This is a genomic window from Pseudomonas mandelii (genome assembly GCF_002251635.1).
GTDB classification, from domain to species: Bacteria; Pseudomonadota; Gammaproteobacteria; order Pseudomonadales; family Pseudomonadaceae; genus Aquipseudomonas; species Aquipseudomonas mandelii_B.
Map to the genome: position 1 here is coordinate 45,686 of NZ_NMOJ01000094.1, position 21,647 is coordinate 67,332.

17 protein-coding genes are annotated in these 21,647 nt (G+C 60.4%); 13 read left to right on the forward strand and 4 right to left on the reverse strand.

Annotated features, from left to right (window positions below; genetic code table 11):
- Positions 1–153 precede the first annotated feature (153 nt).
- Together B7L09_RS14090 and B7L09_RS14095 are read right to left on the reverse strand one after the other, a co-directional pair.
- Positions 154–711, reverse strand: coding sequence for an NUDIX hydrolase (locus B7L09_RS14090; RefSeq protein ID WP_094469312.1), 558 nt, complete (start codon positions 709–711; stop codon positions 154–156).
- 3 nt (positions 712–714) lie between these two features.
- On the reverse strand, positions 715–1,782 hold the full coding sequence (locus B7L09_RS14095; RefSeq protein ID WP_094469313.1) for a DUF2333 family protein: 1,068 nt from the start codon (positions 1,780–1,782) through the stop codon (positions 715–717).
- 288 nt (positions 1,783–2,070) lie between these two features.
- Here B7L09_RS14095 and gcbA point away from each other — a divergent pair, with 288 nt between their 5' ends.
- From gcbA to B7L09_RS14160, 13 genes are all read left to right on the forward strand, one after another.
- Positions 2,071–3,741: a diguanylate cyclase GcbA gene (gene gcbA, locus B7L09_RS14100; protein ID WP_094469314.1), complete on the forward strand. Its 1,671-nt coding sequence runs from the start codon at positions 2,071–2,073 to the stop codon at positions 3,739–3,741.
- A 52-nt stretch (positions 3,742–3,793) separates the two neighbouring features.
- Positions 3,794–5,740: a methyl-accepting chemotaxis protein gene (locus tag B7L09_RS14105; RefSeq protein ID WP_094469315.1), complete on the forward strand. Its 1,947-nt coding sequence runs from the start codon at positions 3,794–3,796 to the stop codon at positions 5,738–5,740.
- Between the two features lie 88 nt (positions 5,741–5,828).
- Positions 5,829–7,586 carry a protein-disulfide reductase DsbD gene (locus tag B7L09_RS14110; RefSeq protein WP_094469316.1) on the forward strand — a complete coding sequence of 586 codons (1,758 nt, stop codon included), beginning with the start codon at positions 5,829–5,831 and terminating at the stop codon, positions 7,584–7,586.
- A gap of 131 nt (positions 7,587–7,717) precedes the next feature.
- Complete coding sequence (aroQ, locus tag B7L09_RS14115; RefSeq protein WP_094469317.1) at positions 7,718–8,173, forward strand: type II 3-dehydroquinate dehydratase; 456 nt, start codon at positions 7,718–7,720, stop codon at positions 8,171–8,173.
- Between the two features lie 24 nt (positions 8,174–8,197).
- Positions 8,198–8,656 (forward strand): acetyl-CoA carboxylase biotin carboxyl carrier protein, encoded by a 459-nt coding sequence (gene accB, locus B7L09_RS14120; RefSeq protein ID WP_094469318.1) that lies wholly within the window; start codon positions 8,198–8,200, stop codon positions 8,654–8,656.
- A 17-nt stretch (positions 8,657–8,673) separates the two neighbouring features.
- The gene (gene accC / locus B7L09_RS14125) at positions 8,674–10,038 is read left to right on the forward strand and encodes an acetyl-CoA carboxylase biotin carboxylase subunit (protein WP_094469319.1); all 1,365 of its coding nucleotides are present in this window, start codon (positions 8,674–8,676) and stop codon (positions 10,036–10,038) included.
- A gap of 270 nt (positions 10,039–10,308) precedes the next feature.
- Positions 10,309–11,187: a 50S ribosomal protein L11 methyltransferase gene (gene prmA / locus B7L09_RS14130; RefSeq protein ID WP_094469320.1), complete on the forward strand. Its 879-nt coding sequence runs from the start codon at positions 10,309–10,311 to the stop codon at positions 11,185–11,187.
- A 30-nt stretch (positions 11,188–11,217) separates the two neighbouring features.
- Positions 11,218–12,435 carry a DUF3426 domain-containing protein gene (locus B7L09_RS14135; RefSeq protein WP_094469321.1) on the forward strand — a complete coding sequence of 406 codons (1,218 nt, stop codon included), beginning with the start codon at positions 11,218–11,220 and terminating at the stop codon, positions 12,433–12,435.
- 185 nt (positions 12,436–12,620) lie between these two features.
- On the forward strand, positions 12,621–13,634 hold the full coding sequence (gene dusB, locus B7L09_RS14140; protein WP_094469322.1) for a tRNA dihydrouridine synthase DusB: 1,014 nt from the start codon (positions 12,621–12,623) through the stop codon (positions 13,632–13,634).
- Positions 13,631–13,951, forward strand: a complete 321-nt coding sequence (gene fis, locus B7L09_RS14145; protein ID WP_002555375.1) for a DNA-binding transcriptional regulator Fis — start codon at positions 13,631–13,633, stop codon at positions 13,949–13,951. Before dusB ends, fis begins: the two co-directional genes overlap by 4 nt.
- 81 nt (positions 13,952–14,032) lie before the next feature.
- Positions 14,033–15,640, forward strand: a complete 1,608-nt coding sequence (purH, locus tag B7L09_RS14150) for a bifunctional phosphoribosylaminoimidazolecarboxamide formyltransferase/IMP cyclohydrolase (RefSeq protein WP_064450481.1) — start codon at positions 14,033–14,035, stop codon at positions 15,638–15,640.
- Between the two features lie 188 nt (positions 15,641–15,828).
- Positions 15,829–17,124, forward strand: a complete 1,296-nt coding sequence (gene purD, locus B7L09_RS14155; protein ID WP_094469323.1) for a phosphoribosylamine--glycine ligase — start codon at positions 15,829–15,831, stop codon at positions 17,122–17,124.
- Between the two features lie 99 nt (positions 17,125–17,223).
- Entirely contained in the window at positions 17,224–20,010 is a 2,787-nt protein-coding gene (locus tag B7L09_RS14160) for a hybrid sensor histidine kinase/response regulator (protein ID WP_094469324.1), read from the forward strand.
- A gap of 21 nt (positions 20,011–20,031) precedes the next feature.
- Here the strand turns inward: B7L09_RS14160 and B7L09_RS14165 are convergent, their stop codons facing one another.
- Entirely contained in the window at positions 20,032–20,754 is a 723-nt protein-coding gene (locus B7L09_RS14165) for a hypothetical protein (RefSeq protein ID WP_094469325.1), read from the reverse strand.
- A gap of 58 nt (positions 20,755–20,812) precedes the next feature.
- Positions 20,813–21,604, reverse strand: a complete 792-nt coding sequence (locus B7L09_RS14170) for a hypothetical protein (RefSeq protein WP_094469326.1) — start codon at positions 21,602–21,604, stop codon at positions 20,813–20,815.
- Between the last annotated feature and the right edge of the window lie 43 nt (positions 21,605–21,647).

Consider the following 21,647-nt stretch of genomic DNA (forward strand, 5'->3'; position numbering starts at 1 on the left):
ACTGGTCGCGGCAACTCGGGAAGCTGCCATCGACCGCGAAGCCCCACTCAGGCAGGGGCAGCGCTACTGAGCCAGGTAACGCTGGTTCAGTTTGAAAAGGTCGCGCAGTGTAACGGCAAAAAGCCGACTTGCTAAGAGCCAATCGGCGCCAATTTACAGCTCTTTTGCGACGTCCTCGCCACGGGCGCGCAGATAGCGCTTCAACGCGGCCAGCGAGTCCGGGCAATAAGGCTTTTGCTGGATTTCCAGCAGGACCTGATCGATGGGGAGGAAGCGCGCTTCCAGCACCTCTTCCGGTTGCAGGATCAAGGGGCCGTCCCACACCGCCGAAAACGCCGAACACCAGAGACGGTTGCCGGTGTCCTCGAAGAAGAAGTGATCGTGGGCGCTCAGTTCCACACCGCTCACACCCAGCTCTTCTTCCAGTTCACGTGCAGCCGATTCGGCATACGTTTCGGTGGCGAGCACCATGCCGCCCGCCGCCACATCCCAGTAGCCGGGGTAAATGGCTTTGCTCAGGGTTCGACGGTGAACGCACAGTTCACCGGCCGAATTGAACAGCATGATGTAGGTGCCGCGCCCGATCAGCCCGCGTTCGCGCAGGTCGGAACGGACCAGGGCGCCAAGCAGGTTGTCCTGCTCGTCGACCCAGGCGATGTGTTCGGCATCCGAGGCCGCGCGATGGGCGGCCTCTTTGGCGGTATCGACCATGACTCAGCCCTGATTGAGCAATTGACGCAGATCGATCACTGCGGCGTTNGCCCGGGAAATATAGTTGGCCATGACCAGCGAGTGGTTGGCGAGAATGCCAAAGCCACTGCCGTTGAGAATCATAGGGCTCCAAACCGGCTCCTGCGAGGCCTCCAGCTCACGAATGATCTGACGCACGCTGACGGTGGCATTTTTCTTGGCCAGCACATCGGCGAANTCGACTTCAATGGCGCGCAGCAAGTGAGACAAAGCCCACGCCTGGCCGCGGGCNTCGTAGAACACGTTGTCGATCTGCATCCATGGGGTTTCCACCACTTCTTCATCGACCTGCGGCACCTGACCCGGGGCCAGGACTTCGGTTTTCAGAGCAGTGTTGAGCTTGACCCGGCCCACGCTGGCCGACAGCCGTTGCGACAGCGAACCCAAACGGGTANCGACATCGCCCAGCCAGTTGTTCAGGTTGTCGGCACGCGCATAGAACAGCGCGCCCCTCTGGTTAGGGTCGGACAGACGCGCTTCGTAGCGGCTCAGGGAATTGATGCCTTCCTGGTACTCGGACTCNCTCGATGGCAGCACCCAGCTCTTGTTGTCGAAGTTGAAACGCGGCTCGGCCTTGGCCAAATCGGCGTCTTCAGCCGATTGCGACTGGGAACGGGCGAAGTCTTTACGCAGGGCACGGGTCAAGTCACGCACCTGCACCAGCACGCCGTATTCCCAGCTGGGAATGTTGTCCATCCACAGGCCGGGCGGGAAACGGTCGTTGGAAATATAGCCACCGGGCTTGTTCAGCAACGTGCCGACCACAGTCTTGAGGGTTTCGACGGTGGTGTAGCCGATGACCATCTGCTTGCCTTCTTTCTCGGCCGCCACTTGCGCATTCTGTTGAACCGGGAACAGCGCAGGCTCTTGGCTCCAATACCAGCCCAGCCCGATCGCCACCAGCAGGTAAAGGCCAATCAGCGTGGCCAGCGCCCGGCTGAACAACAGGCCGCCGACGTAACTGCGGGTGGCCGATTTCGGTTCAGCGGCACGTTCAGGCGCGCTGCCCGCGCGATTCTTCCAGTCCAGCATGGCGATATCCTTTCAATCACTTGAGTTCATCGGTTCGACCACAACCCTACGCCATCGTGCCTCGTTTGCCGCGCATTAAATCCGGCGGGAAACAGCGGGACTTACAATGACCGCGATCAGGGGCCACTATAAATGAAGCGCAGCGGCGAGCCTATGCGACCAACCAGTCAGAAACTGAATGAGGCCGCTTTGCAGATTATTGACACACGACGCTCATGGGATTGAAAAGAGGTGCTAGCATAGAGCCATCAGTCGACCTCAGCATGCACCCTAACTAGTAGTCAGGATATGACCGAGTCAGAAGACCCCAGCCGTGAGCGTCTCAAGCAGCACTTTGCCCAGCGGGTAATTCATCAGGCACGTCAAATTCTTGAGATCTGGCAACGCCTGCAACGCAGCGAGTGGTCCACCACCGATTTATCGGAACTGAGCGAGGCCAACCTGCGCCTGCTGCGGTTTGCCGAACGTTTCGAGCAGCCGGAACACACGCAACTGGCGCGCCACATCGGCCAGTCGCTGGAGGCTGTCGACGCCAATCGCGGACGCCTGAGCAGCGGCCTGATCACCGACCTCAATCGCTTGATGCAGCGCCTGTCGCGTACCGGCCTGCGCCACGGCGACCAGCTCGAGCAAACGTTCCTGCCGCCGATGCGCAAGCCGATCTACGTCATGCTGGCTGATCACGACCGCGCCGAGCGCCTGGCCAAGCAACTGGAATTCTTCGGCATGAGCGCCCAATCCCTGGACAGCGTTGCGGCGTTTCGCTCCTCGATGATCGAGCGCTTGCCCGCAGCGATCGTCATGGACGTGGACTTCAGTGGGACCGGCATCGGCCTGAAACTGGCCGCCGAAGCCCAGGTCGGACTGGACGAGCCTTTACCGCTGCTGTTCTTCAGCTTGCTCGAAACCGACACCCCGACCCGCCTCGCCGCCGTGCGCGCCGGTGGCCAGGAATTTCTCACCGGCACCCTCGAAGCCTCGAGCCTGCTGGAGAAGATCGAAGTCCTGACCTGTGTCGCGCAGTACGAGCCTTATAAAGTGCTGATCATCGATGACTCACGCGCCCAGGCGTTGCACACCGAGCGCCTGCTCAACAGCGCCGGCATCGTTACGCGCACCCTGATCGAGCCGATCCAGGCCATGGCCGAGCTGGCGGACTTCCAACCGGACCTGATCATCCTCGACATGTACATGCCCGCCTGTACCGGTACCGAACTGGCCAAGGTGATTCGCCACAACGACCGTTATGTCAGCGTGCCCATCATCTACCTGTCGGCCGAAGATGACCTGGACAAGCAGTTGGACGCCATGAGCGAAGGCGGCGATGACTTCCTCACCAAGCCGATCAAGCCGCGCCACCTGATCACCACCGTACGCAACCGCGCAGCGCGGGCACGCAATCTGAAAGCGCGGATGGTNCGCGACAGCCTGACCGGTTTGTACAACCATACCCACATCCTGCAATTGCTCGAAGACTGCAGCTTTCGCGCACGCCGCGAGAACAAGCCGCTGAGCTTTGCCATGCTCGATATTGACCATTTCAAACGGGTCAATGACAGCCACGGCCACCCCATGGGCGACCGCGTCATCAAAAGCCTGGCGCTGTTTCTCAAGCAACGCCTGCGCAAGACCGACTACATCGGCCGCTACGGTGGCGAGGAATTCGCCATTGTCATGCCGGACACCGATCTCGAATCGGCGCACAAAGTGCTCGATGAGATCCGTCAGCGGTTTGCCGAAATCCACTACCCGGCCCAGCCCCAGGATTTGTGGTGCACGTTCAGCGCCGGGGTGGTGGAGCTGTGCGACGACTCCGACAGCCTGATGATGGCCGCTCAGGCAGACGAGGCGCTGTACCGCGCCAAGGGCGCGGGACGTAACCGTGTACAAGCCGCACGCACGTCAAAGCAAAGTGCCACCTTTTCACCTGAATTCACCCATTCGGTCATAACCCTGTAACAGAAACGCAATAACTTCAGGCACTTATCNTTCTGCCGTTGGTAGACCCGCGATGCGCCTGAAGCTGCTGACCAATCTGAATACCCTCCTTTTAGTCGCCGTGTGCGTAGCCCTTGGCGCGACGCTCTGGTGGTCGCAAAAAGCCCTCGAGCGCCCCTATCTGCTGATGGAGCGCTACCTCGGCTTGTCCCAGCAATTTCAAAATGAAGTGGCGCGCAACGTCGAGGATTACCTCGCCAGCGGCGATGCCCTGCGCCTGAGCAGCGCCAGCCAGGCCATCGACAGCCTGCAAAAGGAACTCGGTGAGTTGCCCCCAGCCCTGGCCGACACCTTGCGCCCGAGCCTGTCGAACCTGAGTGAATTCAGCAAGACCGACCTGCTGGCTGCCGGCAAACTTGCCGGTGATCCTCAAGCGTTGCTGCTGCAAGCTGAACGCGAACTCGGCGCCAGTCTCGACCAACTCAGCCAATACGCCAACGGCAACCCGGCGTACCTCGCGCCCTTGCTCTCCGCGTCCCAGCATTTGGGCAAGCTGTCGCTGGCCCGGGATAAGCTGGTCAGCAGCGGTCGCAGTGAACTGGCCGCCGATGTCGAGCGCGAAGTCGCCAGCATTCGTGCGCAGGCTGAGCTGATCGGCGCCTTGCCGCTGCTCGGGGTGGCCGCCAGCAGCGAATCCGGCACCGATGATTTCGCGGCGATGATGGGGTTGGAGAACACCGAAAAAACCGTCGCCGAAGATGCCGGCGTCGGCCTCAAACGGGAACTCAACAGCCTGCTGACGCGTTACCCCGCTGAACTGGCGCGCACTCGCGAGCAGATCCAGAAACGCACCGACCTCAGCACCGCGACGCACCTGAAAATCGCCGACGTGCAGCAGGCCATTGCCGGCCTGGAGCCGGTGGTCCGCGCCCAACATGGGCAGATTCAGGGCGAAGTGCGCTTGATGCAAGGCGTGATGATCGGCCTGATTCTGCTGATCGCCTTGTTGATCGACACCTTGCAACGAAAACTGGCCCGGACACTGACCAACCTGGCACCGGCCCTGTCCACCTGGGCCGAAGGCGACTTCAGCCAGCCGATTGCCCCGGGCAAGACCAATCGCGAATTGCACGACATTGAAGCCTCGCTCAATCGCTTGCGTGCGTATCTGGTGGACCTGGTCGGGACTATTCGTCTCAATGCCGAACAGGTCGCCGGCAGTAGCCGCACCCTGGCCGAATTAAGCAACGACTTGCACAGCGGCGCCGAACACCAGGCGGGCGACACCGCGCTGATCCGCGATTCTCTGGGTGAACTGGAAGCAACGATTCAACAAGTCGCCGGCGATGCCAGCCAGGCCGCCGACGCCAGTCGTCACGCCGGACTGGCGGTCGAGCACGGGCAGAAAGTCATCGGCCTGAGCCTCACCGGCCTGCATGCGTTGGTGGGTGAAGTGCAAGGCAATGCGCAGATGATCGAGCACCTGGCTGAAGAATCGGCAACCATCGGCGGCGTACTGACCGTGATTCGCTCGATTGCCGACCAGACCAACCTGCTCGCCCTCAACGCNGCCATCGAAGCCGCCCGCGCCGGGGAAATGGGTCGCGGGTTTGCGGTGGTGGCGGAGGAGGTTCGCTCACTGGCGCAACGCACCGCCGGGGCCACGGCAGAGATCCAGACCTTGATCGCCGGCCTGCAAACCGCCGCGCGGCAATCGGTGGAAGGCATGCGCGCCCAGGTCGAACACGCCGAAGCCACCGCGCANCANGCGCAAGCGGCCGACGGTGCNNTGGATGAAATCGTCGGGGCAATCCAGACGATTTCCGACACGGCAGTGCGCATCGCCGATGTGACCGCTCAGCAGAGTGGTGCCGTCAGTGAAATTCGCGATAACAGCGAGCGGATTCACCAATTGGGTGGGGATAACTTGTTGCGTATTGGTGAGGGGCGCGTGCAAGGGGAGAACTTGTTGGTGTTAGGTGGGCGACTGCATACAGCCGTTCAGGCTTTCCGGGTCTGACACACCGCCATGCCTCGCTCCTACAGGGGCGGGGCAATCCGCGCGACTGTCCGCTATCATGCCCCCAATTCCGATACGCGAGATTGTCATGCGCCGTTTGCTCTGCCTGCTGCTTTTAGTGCTCGCCCTGCCGGCAAACGCCGCCGGGTTGCTGGAGAGTCGACCCAGTTCCACGTTGGGCTCGATCAACAACAGCGCCGACTTCCTGCCGGTGCGCGAGGCATTTCAGCTGAGCCTGGTCGACAGCACGCCGCAATCGATCAAGCTGCGATTTGTCGCCACAGAAGGCTACTACCTCTACCGGCACCGCTTTCAGTTTCGCGCCGAACCGGCTGAGGTTGGCCTTGGCGCGGCGCAATTGCCCCAGGGCGAACAAAAGCACGATGAATACTTCGGCGACGTCGAGGTCTATCACGGCGTGCTCGACGTGGAAGTGCCGCGCACCGATCCCCGCGCCTTCACGCTGGCCGTGACCTATCAGGGCTGCGCGGACAAAGGCCTGTGTTATCCGCCCGAAACCGAACGACTGAACATTGATGGCATTGGCGCACCGACGCCCGCCACGGCCCAGAGCTGGAGCTGGAGCTGGCGCGAGCTCGCCTTGTTCTTTCTCGCGGGTCTGGGCTTGACCTTCACCCCGTGCGTGTTGCCGATGCTACCGATCCTCTCCGGCGTGGTATTGCGCGGCCAGGTCGGTGGGTTACGCGGTTTCAATCTGTCGCTCGCTTATGTGCTGCCCATGGCCGCCTGCTTCGCCCTGCTGGGGGCGTTGATGGGGATGTTCGGCGCCCAGCTCAACCTTCAGGCACGCCTGCAATCGGCGTGGGTGCTGGTGCCGTTCGCGATGTTTTTTGCGGTGTTTGCCCTGGCGATGTTCGGCGTGTTTGAACTCAAGTTGCCACAGGCCATCAGCAGTCGCCTGGACCGGATCGCCGGGCGCACCGAAGGCGGTTCGCTATGGGGCGCCGCGGTCCTGGGCGTGGTGTCCAGCCTGCTGGTTTCGCCCTGCGTGTCGGCGCCGCTGGCCGGTGCGCTGCTTTACATCAGCGCCAGCGGCGATGCGCTGGGGGGTGGATTGAAACTGTTCATGCTCGGCCTCGGCATGGGCGCGCCGTTGTTACTCGTGGCCACCGGCGGCGCAGCCTGGCTGCCGAAAAGCGGGCCGTGGCTGGTCTATGTGAAAAATGCGATTGGCGTGTTGTTGCTGGGATTGGCAATCGGGCTGGTCAGTCGCGTATTGCCGGGGCAAATCACCTTGCTGCTGATCGGTTTGCTGGCCGGCGGTGTCGGCTTGTTCATGGGCGCGCTGGAATTCGTCTACAAACCGCCGCGAAAACGCCTCGGCCAACTGCTCGGGATGTTTCTGCTGTTTTACGCACTGGCCTGTTGGTTCGGGGCGTTCAGCGGGCAGACCGACCCGTTCAACCCGATTGGCCAACCGCGCATCATTGCCGGCACCGAACAGCCGCAAAACACCAGCGCCTGGCAAACCATCAGCACCCCGGCCGACCTTGATCGCACCCTCGCCGAGGCCAAATCCGCCGGCACTCCGCTGCTGCTCGACTGGTACGCCGACTGGTGCATCAGCTGCAAAGTCATCGAACGCGAAGTGCTCAACAACGCCACCGTCATCGAACGCCTGAAAGGCTATCGCCTCGTGCGTTTCGACATCACCGCCAGCAATGCCGAACAACGCGCCTTGCTCGATCGCTACAAATTGTTCGGCCCTCCGGCCCTGATGTTTTTCGGCAAGGACGGTGTCGAACACGCCGATGTGCGAGTGATCGGCGAGATCAACGCAGCAGACTTCGCCGAACGTGTTGCGAAAGCAAATGACCGGATTTAACAACCCGGTCACATATTTCGCGCAAACATCGGNAATCGTGCTGCCTACTGCATAGAACTGGACAGTCACAAACGCTTTGCGGCATAGTCGCCGAGTTCTGCCGTACCCACATCAATAACAAGGAACAGCCGATGGCGACCTTACTGGTTCTTCACGGACCCAATCTGAACTTGCTCGGCACCCGCGAACCGGGCACCTACGGNGCTACGACACTGGCGCAGATCAACCAGGACCTGGAACGACGGGCACGTGAAGCCGGCCACCATTTGCTGTACCTGCAAAGCAATGCCGAGTACGAATTGATTGATCGCATCCATGCCGCGCGCGGCGAAGGCGTGGACTTTATCCTGATCAATCCCGCCGCTTTTACGCATACAAGCGTTGCATTACGTGACGCGCTGCTGGCGGTGAGCATCCCATTTATCGAAGTGCACTTGTCGAACGTGCACAAACGCGAAGCTTTCCGCCATCACTCTTACTTCTCCGACGTAGCGGTAGGAGTGATCTGCGGCCTTGGCGCCAGCGGTTATCGACTGGCCCTGGAGGCCGCCCTGGAACACATTGAACAACCGGCCAAGCGCCCCTGACCGACCCTTGGGAGTTGATGATTCATGGATATCCGTAAAGTTAAGAAACTGATCGAACTGCTGGAAGAATCCGGTATCGACGAGCTGGAAATCAAGGAAGGCGAAGAGTCCGTACGCATCAGCCGTCATAGCAAGACCCCGGCTCAGCAGTTCTACGCACCGGCACCGATGCAACAGGCGCCTGCGCCAGTGGCTGCTGCTCCGGTTGCCGCGGCAGCACCTGCTGCTCCGGCCGCGCCCGCGCTGAACGGCACCGTTGCCCGTTCGCCGATGGTCGGTACGTTCTATCGCAAATCTTCGCCAAGCTCGCCGTCCTTTGTTGAAGTCGGCCAGACCGTGAAGAAAGGCGACACTCTGTGCATCGTCGAAGCCATGAAGATGATGAACCACATCGAAGCTGAAACCAGCGGTGTGATCGAATCCATTCTGGTAGAAAACGGTCAGCCGGTTGAGTACGACCAGCCGCTGTTCACCATCGTTTGAACCGCGGAGCGCCTTCGATGTTGAAACCTGCGAAGATGCAAAAAGTTCTGATCGCCAACCGCGGTGAGATTGCCCTGCGGATCCTGCGTGCCTGCAAAGAGATGGGCATCAAGACTGTCGCCGTTTACTCCAAGGCCGACAAAGAGCTGATGCACCTGGGCCTGGCAGACGAATCCGTCTGCATCGGTCCGGCCTCGGCCGCACACTCTTACCTGCACATACCGGCCATCATCGCCGCGGCCGAAGTGACCGGCGCCACCGCCATTCACCCAGGCTACGGTTTCCTTGCGGAAAACGCTGATTTCGCTGAACAGGTCGAGAACTCCGGCTTNGCCTTCATCGGTCCGAAAGCCGAAACCATTCGCCTGATGGGCGACAAGGTATCGGCCAAAGACGCCATGATCGCTGCNGGCGTGCCAACCGTTCCAGGTTCCGACGGCCCGTTGCCTGAAGACGAGGCAACCGCCCTGCGCATTGGTCGCGAAGTCGGTTACCCGGTGATCATCAAGGCCGCCGGTGGCGGTGGTGGTCGCGGCATGCGCGTCGTGCACAAGGAAGAAGACCTGATCTCCTTCGCCAAACTGACCCGCACCGAAGCAGGCGCGGCGTTCGGTAACCCGATGGTCTACCTGGAAAAGTACCTGACCAACCCACGTCACGTGGAAGTGCAGGTGCTGTCCGACGGCCAGGGCCACGCCATCCACCTGGGCGACCGCGATTGCTCGCTGCAACGCCGTCACCAGAAGGTACTGGAAGAAGCTCCGGCACCGGGCCTGGACGAGAAGGCTCGCGCGGAAGTCCTGGCTCGCTGCGTCAAGGCGTGCATCGACATCAACTACCGTGGCGCCGGCACTTTCGAGTTCCTGTACGANAACGGCGCGTTCTANTTCATCGAAATGAACACTCGTGTNCAGGTAGAGCACCCGGTTTCGGAGATGGTCACCGGTATCGACATCGTCAAGGAGATGCTGAGCATCGCCGCCGGTAACGTGCTGTCCTTCACCCAGGACGACGTGAAGATCCACGGCCACTCCCTGGAGTGCCGGATCAACGCCGAAGACCCGAAAACCTTTATCCCAAGCCCTGGCCTGGTCAAGCATTTCCATGCGCCCGGCGGCAACGGCGTACGTGTGGATTCGCACCTGTACAGTGGCTACAAGGTTCCGTCCAACTACGACTCGCTGATCGGCAAGCTGATCACCTGGGGCGCGACTCGCGACGAGGCCATGGCCCGTATGCGTAATGCCCTGGACGAAATCGTGGTTGACGGCATCAAGACCAACATCCCGTTGCATCGGGACCTGGTTCGTGATGAAGGCTTCTGCGAAGGTGGTGTGAACATTCACTACCTGGAACACAAGCTGGCTGGCGAAAAGCACTAAGCTTTAGCCCGATCAACAAAGCCGCCCTAGGGCGGCTTTGTTGTTTCTGGAGATTGCTACGCACAGAAACCCTGTGGCGAGGGGGCGTGCTCCCGCTCGGCTGCGCAGCAACCGCAAAACCATTCAGCGGGAGCAAGCGCCCTCGCCACAGGTGATTTGTTAACCGCTGAACCCTGGCAACCCGGTCGTCTTCTGCGCCGCGCTCGCGTAAACTTGCGCGCTTCTCGCAGCCCGCTAGGCTGCAATCAATATTTTTCAAAGGTGCCCGCCATGCCTTGGCTGCAAGTCCGTCTCGCCATCAGCCCAGAACAAGCCGAAACCTACGAAGACGCTTTCCTCGAAGTGGGCGCTGTATCGGTGACGTTCATGGACGCCGAAGACCAGCCGATCTTCGAACCCGAACTCAACACCACGCCACTCTGGTCCCACACCCATTTGCTGGCCCTGTTCGAAGACGGCACCGATGCCGCCGCCGTGCTGGCCCATATGGAACTGCTCACCGGCGGCCCGCTGCCGGAGCATCACAGTGAAATCATTGAAGACCAGGACTGGGAACGCAGTTGGATGGACAACTTCCAGCCCATGCGTTTCGGCCAGCGCCTGTGGATCGTACCCAGCTGGCACGCCGCCCCTGAACCGGAGGCAGTCAACCTGCTGCTGGACCCGGGCCTGGCGTTCGGCACCGGCACTCACCCCACCACCGCGCTGTGCCTGGAATGGCTCGACGGCCAGGACCTGACTGACTGCAACGTGCTGGATTTCGGCTGTGGCTCGGGGATCCTGGCGATTGCCGCACTATTGCTGGGCGCCAAGGAAGCTGTCGGCACCGACATCGACGTGCAAGCCCTGGAAGCCTCCCGCGACAACGCCGGGCGCAACAACATTGCCGACGCACTCTTCCCGCTGTACCTGCCGGAAGATCTGCCACAGGTTCAGGCCGACGTGCTGGTGGCCAACATNCTCGCCGGGCCGCTGGTGTCCCTGGCGCCGCAGTTGTCGAGCCTGGTCAAGCCAGGTGGGCGTTTGGCGCTGTCGGGCATTCTCGCCGAGCAAGGCGAAGAAGTCGCCAAAGCCTACGCTCAAGACTTCGATCTGGACCCGATCGCCAATCGCGATGGCTGGGTGCGCATCACTGGCCGTCGGCGCTAGAATGAGCGCCTGCATAAACCGGATGGCCGCATGACTGACAGTTTCGTCACCCAGTGCCCGCATTGCCAAGCCCGCTTTCGCGTCAGCCATGCCCAATTGAGCGTGGCCCGTGGAGTGGTTCGTTGCGGCTCGTGCTTGCAGGTGTTCAACGCCGCCAAGCAGCTGCTTGAGCAACGGGCCGACAAGGAAGCGGTCAAACCGGTCGCCCCCGCCATTGTCGAACCGCCGGCACAGCGCGCCATCAGCCAAAAGCAATGGTCCGCCGCCGAATTGGATCTGGACAGCCTGGACCTGGACGAAGAACTCGCCCGGCTCGAACAGCGGGAAATCCAGCCCACCACGGAATTCGGCCGGCACCACGAAAACGGCCTCAGTGCTCGCCGCGACTCTGTCGAGCACGACGATGAACCCTGGTCCGACAGCCTCTTCAGCGAATCGGCAACCGATCGCGCCCAGGCGATCGAAGCCGACCAACGGGAAACGCAGACCGAACCGGGCAAGCACTCGCGCACGGAACCTTCGTTCTCGCTGGAACCGGTTGATCTGGACGACGAGCCCAAGGTGCCACAACTGCGCCTGAATGATCCGCTCGACATGCCCCTGCACCATGATCGCCTGTCGGCAACCGATGCACCTGACGACGACCTGCCCCCGATTGCCCCTCTGCGCAAGCGGCACGAACGCAGCGAGTCGACCGAACGGGCCGACGCCTTGCAGGACCTGACCGACGACCCGCTGCAACTGGATTGGCAACAACGTCGCTCCCCCTGGGGCCGACGGCTTTTCTGGCTGCTGCTGGTCCTGCTCGGTGCCGGCGCTCTCGCCGGCCAATACATCGCTTACCATTTCGACGAACTGGCGCGCCAGGATCAGTACCGTCCGTGGTTCCAGCAACTGTGCCCGCAAGTCGGCTGCACGGTGCCATCGAAAGTTGATATCGCGAAAATCAAAAGCAGCAACCTGGTGGTCCGCAGTCACCCTGAATTCAACGGTGCGCTGGTGGTCGATGCGATCATCTACAACCGCGCGCCCTTCTCCCAGCCCTTCCCGCTGCTGGAACTGCGCTTCGCCGACCTTAACGGCCACCTGATCGCCAGCCGGCGCTTCAAGCCCGGCGAGTACCTCAACGGCGACCTCGAAGGCCTGGCAGAGATGCCGCCGCAAACGCCGATCCACATCGCACTGGATATCCTCGATCCAGGCTCCAAAGCGGTGAATTACAGCCTGAGCTTCCATTCGCCCGAGTGAAACGCTTCAGTGTTACGGCATTGACGGCATATTTCTGACTTTGACCGCTCTTACCAAACCACTGGCGATAAAGAAATAACTGTTCAGATTTTATCCAATTCAGCCTTTATCCAGTCATCGAGAGCGGGTATCATGCCAACCCTTTTTCGAACTCTAATGATCCGGCCCCACAACAGGGAAGTCCTATGTCGGCGGTACGCATCGGCCCATACACATTGCCAAACGGTTTGATTCTCGCCCCGATGGCGGGCGTCACCGACCAGCCCTTTCGTCAGCTGTGCAAGCGTTTGGGCGCGGGTCTAGTAGTCTCTGAAATGGTCACCAGCGACATGAGCCTGTGGAACACCCGCAAATCGCGGATGCGCATGATCCACGAAGGTGATCCCGAGCCCCGCTCGGTACAGATCGCCGGTGGTGATGCACAAATGCTGGCGGATGCAGCACGGGCCAACGTCGAACTGGGCGCACAGATTATTGACATCAACATGGGCTGNCCGGCCAAGAAGGTCTGCAACAAGGCCGCCGGTTCCGCGCTGTTGAAAGATGAGCAATTGGTCGCCGAGATCCTGCAGGCCGTTGTCGCCGCAGTGGATGTGCCGGTCACCCTGAAGATTCGTACCGGTTGGGACCGGGACAACAAGAACGGCCTGACGGTGGCGAAGATCGCCGAACAGGCAGGCATTACAGCGTTGGCGGTGCACGGCCGCACCCGCGCCGACCTTTACACCGGTGAAGCCGAGTACGACACCATTGCCGCGATCAAGCAGGCGGTGTCGATGCCGGTGTTTGCCAATGGCGATATCGACTCAGCCGAGAAAGCCCGGCGCGTGCTGCACGCAACCGGTGCCGATGGCTTGTTGATTGGCCGGGCCGCCCAGGGGCGGCCATGGATTTTTCGTGAGATCGAGCATTTTCTGCGTACCGGCGAAGTGTTGCCGGCACCGGAGCTGATCGAGGTGGAACGTATTCTGCTAGAGCATCTGGCCGCCCTGCACGCCTTCTATGGAGACGTGATGGGAGTACGCATTGCTCGCAAGCATGTCGGCTGGTATCTCGCAACCTTGCCGGGCGCCAGGGAGTTTCGCGCCCACTTCAATCGTTTGGATGATACGGAAGCACAGTGCGCCAACGTTCGTGAGTTTTTCAGCGAACGTTACAAGAGCCTGGGGACAGGGGACGGAGAGGGGGTGGCCGCATGACGATGATGACCGAGACTTTAGTGAGTGGAACAACACCCGTGAGCGACAACGTCAATTTGAAACAGCACCTGAACACGCCGAGCGAAGAAGGCCAGACCCTTCGCGGGAGTGTCGAGAAGGCGTTGCACAATTATTTCGCCCACCTTGAGGGCGCTTCCGTCACGGACGTGTACAACCTGGTGCTCTCCGAAGTCGAAGCGCCCTTGCTTGAAAGCGTGATGAACTACGTCAAGGGCAACCAGACCAAAGCCAGTGAGCTGCTGGGCCTCAATCGTGGCACCTTGCGCAAAAAGCTCAAGCAGTACGATTTGCTGTAAGCATTCAATCAAACCAGAAAGGCGCCCGCGTAAAAACGGACGCCTTTTTTGCTGACTCCTTTGCTTTTGATGGAAATTGAAATGACCGACCAGACTACCCGCCTGCCGATCCGCCGTGCCTTGATCAGCGTCTCCGACAAGACCGGGATCCTCGAATTTGCCCGGGAGCTGGAAGCCCTGGGCGTGGAAATCCTCTCCACGGGCGGGACCTTCAAACTGCTGCAGGACAACGGCGTGGCCGCAGTAGAAGTCGCGGACTACACCGGTTTCGCAGAAATGATGGACGGTCGGGTCAAGACCCTGCACCCGAAAATCCACGGCGGGATCCTCGGTCGTCGCGGTATCGACGACGCCATCATGACCGAACACGGCATCAAGCCGATCGACCTGGTGGCCGTTAACCTTTACCCGTTCGAAGCCACCATCAACAAGCCAGGCTGCGACCTGCCGACCGCCATCGAAAACATCGATATCGGCGGCCCGACCATGGTTCGCTCCGCGGCCAAGAACCACAAAGACGTGGCCATCGTGGTTAACGCCAGCGACTACGCCAACGTGCTCGAAAGCCTGAAAGCCGGCGGCCTGACCTACGCCCAGCGTTTCGACCTGATGCTCAAGGCGTTCGAACACACTGCCGCCTACGACGGCATGATCGCCAACTACATGGGCACCGTGAACCAGGCCGCCGACACCCTCAGCACAGAAGGCCGCAGCCAGTTCCCGCGCACCTTCAACAGCCAGTTCATCAAGGCCCAGGAAATGCGCTACGGCGAGAACCCGCACCAGAGCGCGGCGTTCTACGTGGAAGCCAAACCGGCCGAAGTCGGCATCGCCACCGCGACCCAACTGCAAGGCAAAGAGCTGTCCTACAACAACGTGGCCGACACCGACGCCGCGCTGGAATGTGTGAAGAGCTTCGTCAAGCCGGCCTGCGTGATCGTCAAGCACGCCAACCCATGTGGCGTGGCCGTGAGCCCGGACGCTGAAGGCGGTATCCGCCAGGCGTACGAACTGGCCTACGCCACCGACACCGAATCCGCCTTCGGCGGCATCATCGCCTTCAACCGCGAGCTGGATGCAGAAACCGCCAAAGCCATCGTCGAGCGTCAGTTCGTCGAAGTGATCATCGCCCCTTCCGTAAGTGAAGAAGCCCGCGCCATTGTGGCCGCCAAAGCCAACGTGCGCCTGCTGGCCTGTGGCGAGTGGTCGGCTGAACGCGCTGCTGCCTGGGACTACAAGCGCGTCAACGGCGGCTTGCTGGTACAGAGCCGCGACATCGGCATGATCGGCAGCGAAGACCTCAAAGTCGTCACCCAACGCGCCCCGACCGAGCAAGAGATCCACGACCTGATCTTCGCCTGGAAAGTCGCCAAGTACGTTAAGTCCAACGCCATCGTCTACGCCAAGAACCGCCAGACCATCGGTGTCGGCGCCGGCCAGATGAGCCGTGTGAACTCGGCACGTATCGCCGCGATCAAGGCTGAGCACGCGGGTTTGCAAGTCGCCGGTTCGGTGATGGCTTCCGACGCGTTTTTCCCGTTCCGCGACGGCCTGGACAATGCTGCGAAAGCCGGTGTTACCGCCGTGATCCAACCGGGCGGTTCGATGCGTGATGCAGAAGTGATTGCCGCAGCCGATGAAGCCGGTATCGCCATGGTGTTCACCGGCATGCGCCACTTCCGTCACTAATCAGACAACGGCCGCACTGAAGCCGGCATCTGCTGCGTTGGAGGCTACCTTGATGATGCTCATTGCCAAAAGCAACTCCGCTCATCAAGGTAGCCTCCGCCTTGCATCTACCGACTTCATTGCGACCTCCTTCAGCGTAAAGCGCTTTAGGTTCTAAAACAGAATTAGCGTCATCCGAGGTTTTTGAAATGAATGTTTTGATCATTGGCAGCGGTGGCCGTGAACACGCACTGGCCTGGAAAGTTGCCCAGGACCCGCGGGTCCAGAAAGTTTTCGTCGCACCCGGCAACGCCGGCACCGCCATTGAAGCCAAGTGTGAAAACGTCGCCATCGACGTGCTGGCCCTTGAGCAGCTTGCTGATTTTGCCGAGAAAAACGTTTCCCTGACCATCGTCGGTCCGGAAGTGCCGTTGGTTGCCGGCGTCGTGGACCTGTTCCGCAGCCGTGGCCTGGATTGCTTCGGCCCTACCGCTGGCGCTGCACAGCTGGAAGGTTCCAAGGCGTTCACCAAGGATTTCCTGGCACGCCACAAGATCCCGACTGCCGACTACCAGAACTTCACCGAGATCGAGCCGGCCCTGGCTTACCTGCGTGAAAAAGGCGCACCGATCGTGATCAAGGCCGACGGCCTGGCCGCCGGTAAAGGCGTGATCGTTGCGATGACCCTGCAGGAAGCCGAAGACGCCGTGCGCGACATGCTCGCCGGTAACGCTTTCGGTGAAGCCGGTTCCCGCGTCGTCATCGAAGAGTTCCTCGACGGCGAAGAAGCCAGCTTTATCGTAATGGTCGACGGCAAAAACGTTCTGCCGATGGCCACCAGCCAGGACCACAAACGCGTCGGCGACGGCGACACTGGCCCGAACACCGGCGGCATGGGTGCTTACTCCCCTGCCCCAGTGGTCACCGCCGAAGTACACAAGCGTGTGATGGACCTGGTGATCTGGCCGACCGTGCGCGGCATGGCCGACGAAGGCAACGTGTACACCGGCTTCCTGTACGCCGGCCTGATGATCGACAAAGCCGGTAACCCGAAAGTCATCGAGTTCAACTGCCGTTTCGGCGACCCGGAAACCCAACCGGTGATGCTGCGCTTGCAGTCGAGCCTGGTGCTGCTGGTGGAAGCGGCCCTGGCCCAGGCGCTGGACAAGGTTGAAGCACAGTGGGACCCACGTCCGAGCGTCGGCATTGTGCTGGCGGCCGGTGGTTACCCTGGCGACTACGCTAAAGGCGTCGCCATCAACGGTCTGGATGCAGCCGCCGCACTGGAAGGCAAAGTCTTCCACGCCGGCACTGCGCTCAAGGACGGTCAAGTCGTGACCGCCGGTGGCCGCGTGCTTTGCGCTACCGCCATGGGCGCCAGCGTTGATGCTGCCCAGCAACAGGCTTACAAACTGGCGGCAAAAATTGATTGGGAAGGCTGTTTCTATCGCAAGGACATTGGCTACCGTGCCATTGCCCGCGAACGTGGCGAAAATCAGGAATAAGCGATCCGTTCGGCAGGGCTTGTGCTTCAGGCCCTTGCCGGACTGTTCCGGCGCCGCGCATAGTTATAATCTGGCATCAACCTACGAAGGGATTTCGCCGTGCGCTGGCTCAGGATCGCCATAGGTTTCACAGTCAGGCTGCTGACCTTGCTCTGCATGCTTCCGGCCCAGGCCGCGCAAGGCAGTGGCTGGGCGGTATTGCTTGACGAACAGGGCGACCTGCAGCTGAGCGACATTCGCTCCGCCCGCTACACCAATCAATTCAGCCCCATCGAACTGGACCGGATTACCGCCGCGGAGCCGGACGGTGCGTTGTGGGTACGCTTCAAGCTGCAACCCGGCAAGCACGAGCAANTGCTGCGAGTATTTGCCCCCGACCTGTCGCACCTCAATCTGTACGTGCTCGACGGCGACACGCTGATCGATCAATTGAACACCGGCACCGAGCAGCCCCAGGCTGACCGTCCCCTGCCCAGCAGCGAATTCATGCTGCCGCTGCCGCAAAGCGACAAACCCCTCGACGTCTACCTGCGGCTGGTGTCCGAACACCAGTTGCGGCCGTATATCACCCTGCAATCGGCGATCATGACCGCGGCCAATCAGAACCAGATGCTGATTTACGGCCTTCTGTTTGGTTGCCTCGGGATGCTCATCCTGCACAGCCTCGTCCGCTACGCCTATACCCGCTCGCGCAGCAGTCTCTGGCTGGCCGGATGCGAAGCACTGTTGATGCTTAGCCTGTTGCTGTTGCTGAATCTGGCGGGGCCCTGGTTGCCAAACTGGCACGCGGTGCAGACACCCGGCGCCTACCTCGCCCTGCTGCTGACGGCGCCGTGCGGCCTGATGTTCGCCTACCGATTCTTCATGCCTTTGGGCCCGCACCCGCTGAACAAGCTGTTGATGGCCGACATCCTGCTNATCGTGATGTGCGGCTTGCTGCTGCTGTTCGTCAATACGCTGCCGCTGAACATCATGACCTACGCCCTGGTCGCCCTGGCAGGTCTGAGCATGTTGTTCGTCAGTGCCTATCACTGGCAAAAAGGTTATCGCCCGGCGCGCCTGTTCGTCGCGGCGATGATCGTGTTCAACATTGGCACGCTGATCATGTTGCCGGCCCTGCTGGGGCTGACGCTGGTCGCGCCGCAGGGCTTGATCATGACGCTGCTGGGGTTGATCTGCATCAGCGGCGTGTTGATGAGCATTGCACTGAGCGAACGTCAGCGCAGCATCACCGAAGATCGCTTCAGCGTCAGTCGCGACCTGGCGGCCAGCAACGCCGAGATCAACGCCAAGGCCGAGTTCCTGGCGAAGATCAGCCACGAAATCCGCACGCCCATGAACGGTGTGCTGGGCATGACCGAACTGCTGCTGGGCACACCGCTGTCGGTCAAGCAGCGTGACTATGTGCAGACGATCCACAGCGCCGGCAACGAACTGCTGACCCTGATCAACGAGATTCTCGACATCTCCAAGCTCGAGTCCGGGCAGATCGAACTGGACGACGTTCAATTCGATCTCAATGCCTTGATCGAAGACTGCCTGAGTATCTTCCGCGCCAAGGCCGAGCAGCAGAACGTCGAACTGATCAGCTTCATCCAGCCCCAAGTGCCGCGNGTGATCAGCGGCGACCCGACGCGCCTGCGCCAGGCACTGTTAAGCCTGCTGGAAAACGCCCTGCAAAAAACCGATGAAGGTGAAGTGCTGATCGTCGTCGCCCTCGACGAACGCAGCACCAAGCCGCGCCTGCGCATTGCCGTGCAGGACAGCGGCCTGCCGATGGAGGCCGAAGAACGCGAGGCACTGATGCACGCCGAGCTGCATAGCAAGCACTTCCTTTCGGCAACCAGCCTGGGCGGCAACCTGGGACTGGTGATTGCCCGTCAGTTGATCCGCCTTATGCANGGCGAGTTCGGCATCAAGAGTGGCNNCNACCAAGGCAGCACGTTGTGGCTGACCCTGCCGCTGGACCCTGATCGNCTGGAGCATCCGACGTCCGACCTCGACGGCCCGCTCAAAGGCGCCCGGGTGTTGGTGGTGGACGACAACGACACCTGTCGCAAGGTGCTGGTGCAGCAATGCACGGCCTGGGGCCTGAACGTCAGCGCCGTGCCGTCCGGCAAAGAGGCCCTGGCGCTGCTGCGCACCAAAGCTCACCTGCGCGATTACTTCGACGTGGTGCTGCTGGACCAGAACATGCCCGGCATGACCGGTATGCAACTGGCGGCAAAGATCAAGGAAGACCCGAGCCTTAACCACGACATCCTGCTGATCATGCTCACCGGCATCAGCAATGCACCGAGCAAGATCATCGCGCGCAACTGCGGCATCAAGCGCATCCTCGCCAAACCGGTGGCTGGCTACACGCTCAAGACCACTCTGGCGGACGAGCTGAATCAGCGCAACAAGGGCCCGGCCGTCTCGCCGCACCTGCCCTCCGGTCCGACGCTTCCAGTCAAGGTCCCGAGTGATTTCCGCATCCTGGTGGCCGAAGACAACAACATCTCGACCAAGGTGATTCGCGGCATGCTCGGCAAGCTCAACCTGCAACCGGACACCGCCAGCAATGGCGAAGAAGCCTTGCAGGCAATGAAAGCCCAGCGCTATGACCTGGTCCTGATGGACTGCGAAATGCCGATCCTCGATGGCTTCTCCGCCACTCAGCAACTGCGGGCGTGGGAAGTCGGCAACCAGCGNATTCGCACNCCGGTGGTNGCNCTCACCGCACACATCCTTGCCGAGCATAAAGAGCGCGCGCGCCAGGCCGGGATGGATGGGCATATGGCCAAACCGGTCGAGTTGTCGCAACTGCGCGATCTGATCGAGCATTGGGTTGCCCAGCGTGATCAGCAGAATCGCACGGCCTCAACGCTCCAGGCAGGTGTGTAGGGCAATCAGCTCCGGCATGACTCAATCTGCTGCGCAGATCTCCATGGTCGAAGCATCATCGGTCAGCGTCAACATCGCTACGTTGTCCTGATACTTGTCCCTGACCTTCAAGGCAATGGCGTCGCGCACGGGGCCGTAGAGGATTCCGGACAAGTCAGCACTGGCGTAGCGCATGCAAACGCTGCCTTGTACATCCTCGGCCAGATGTCGCTGGGCCAGCGGATTGGCACTGATGATCTGGCGGGTCTTAAGCTCGATGTACACGCTTGTGAGCGATGTCGGCGTTTGAGCTGTAACCACCAGCAAACGCACAGCCTTTGCGGGCGCAAGAACATCACCCGACTCGTCCGTGGATATTTTCTGCATGTGACCGCGCAGCAAACCCATTGCGGGCTCGTTGCCGGACAACCTTGCCAGCCGCTGCAATGTTGCCGCCGTAGCGCCTCCTTTATCCCCAGCATCTTGTGAAATCGCTGCAATGACCCAGTCGCTGACAGATTCGACACTGCCTTGGGCAATCGGCCATTCCTGTCGCATTCTTGTACGTCGCAGCCAGTAGTCATCCAGAAATTCTACATAAGCGTTGTACCAGTCGATATCCGGAGCTTTTTCGATCTTCTTATTGGCAATCAATTGCGCCAGCAACACGGAGTCGACCAGATCCTTATAGTGGGCTGCTCCATCCGCGGCCGGAATAATCACGACACAAGCTCCAACGATCAATACAGAATATTCGCAACTCATATCAACTTCCTCGACAATAAAAAAAGGCAGCCGATAACCGGCTGCCGATTTAGATCAATTAGATATCAATGTCCAGGATCTGGTCTTTATGCGGGACAAGTTTGCTCTTGATGGACTCACGAACTGCGTCAGCGACCAATGTATTTTTGGCAAATACCGTTTCGCCGCGATACAGGTTCACATTGCGGATATCCACATCAACGAACATTACTTTGGTGGAGCTGTTCTTTCGAAGAAAACGCACTGCACCCACGGCCATGATTGCCTCGCCCTCGACTTCGACACACGCACCTGCCGAGATTCCCCCGACGCCGTTTTGCAGCAGATTTCGCTCATAAACAGTCAGGGCAGCCGTGTCCCGCTTTTGCAGGGCCGCGATCGCATCACCCGCGACCTTGAGCATCAACGCAGTCGCTGGACCAGGCAATGCAACGCCGGCAACCACCGAACCGAGAATCTCCAACACCAGTTTGTCCATACGGACGCTGGTGCCGCTGACTTCCAGATCACTGTAGTACTTGCTGACAGGCGTCCAGCCTGCGAGGGTCATGACTTCCCGGAACCTCAAGTACCACTCTTTGCCCTGATGTTCTTCAGGGTAAAGTTTGTTTGCTGCACGGGATGCAAAGAGAAAGGCGTTTTGAGCGTCCGACTTGTTTTCGGCACTGAGCTTGCCAGAAAAGCCCAACGTGCCTTCACCCACAATGGAGCCTTTCGACGGTGCTTCGATCTGGTCGCCCACAACCATCAGGCCACGAGGACGAATAATGACCTGCTCGTCGATCTCACACTCTTCAATCGCTTCAATACAGGCAGCAACATAACTTTCACGAATAGCTTGATTATACACAATGAATTCCTTATAAAAATATCAAACAAGTTCATCATGAACT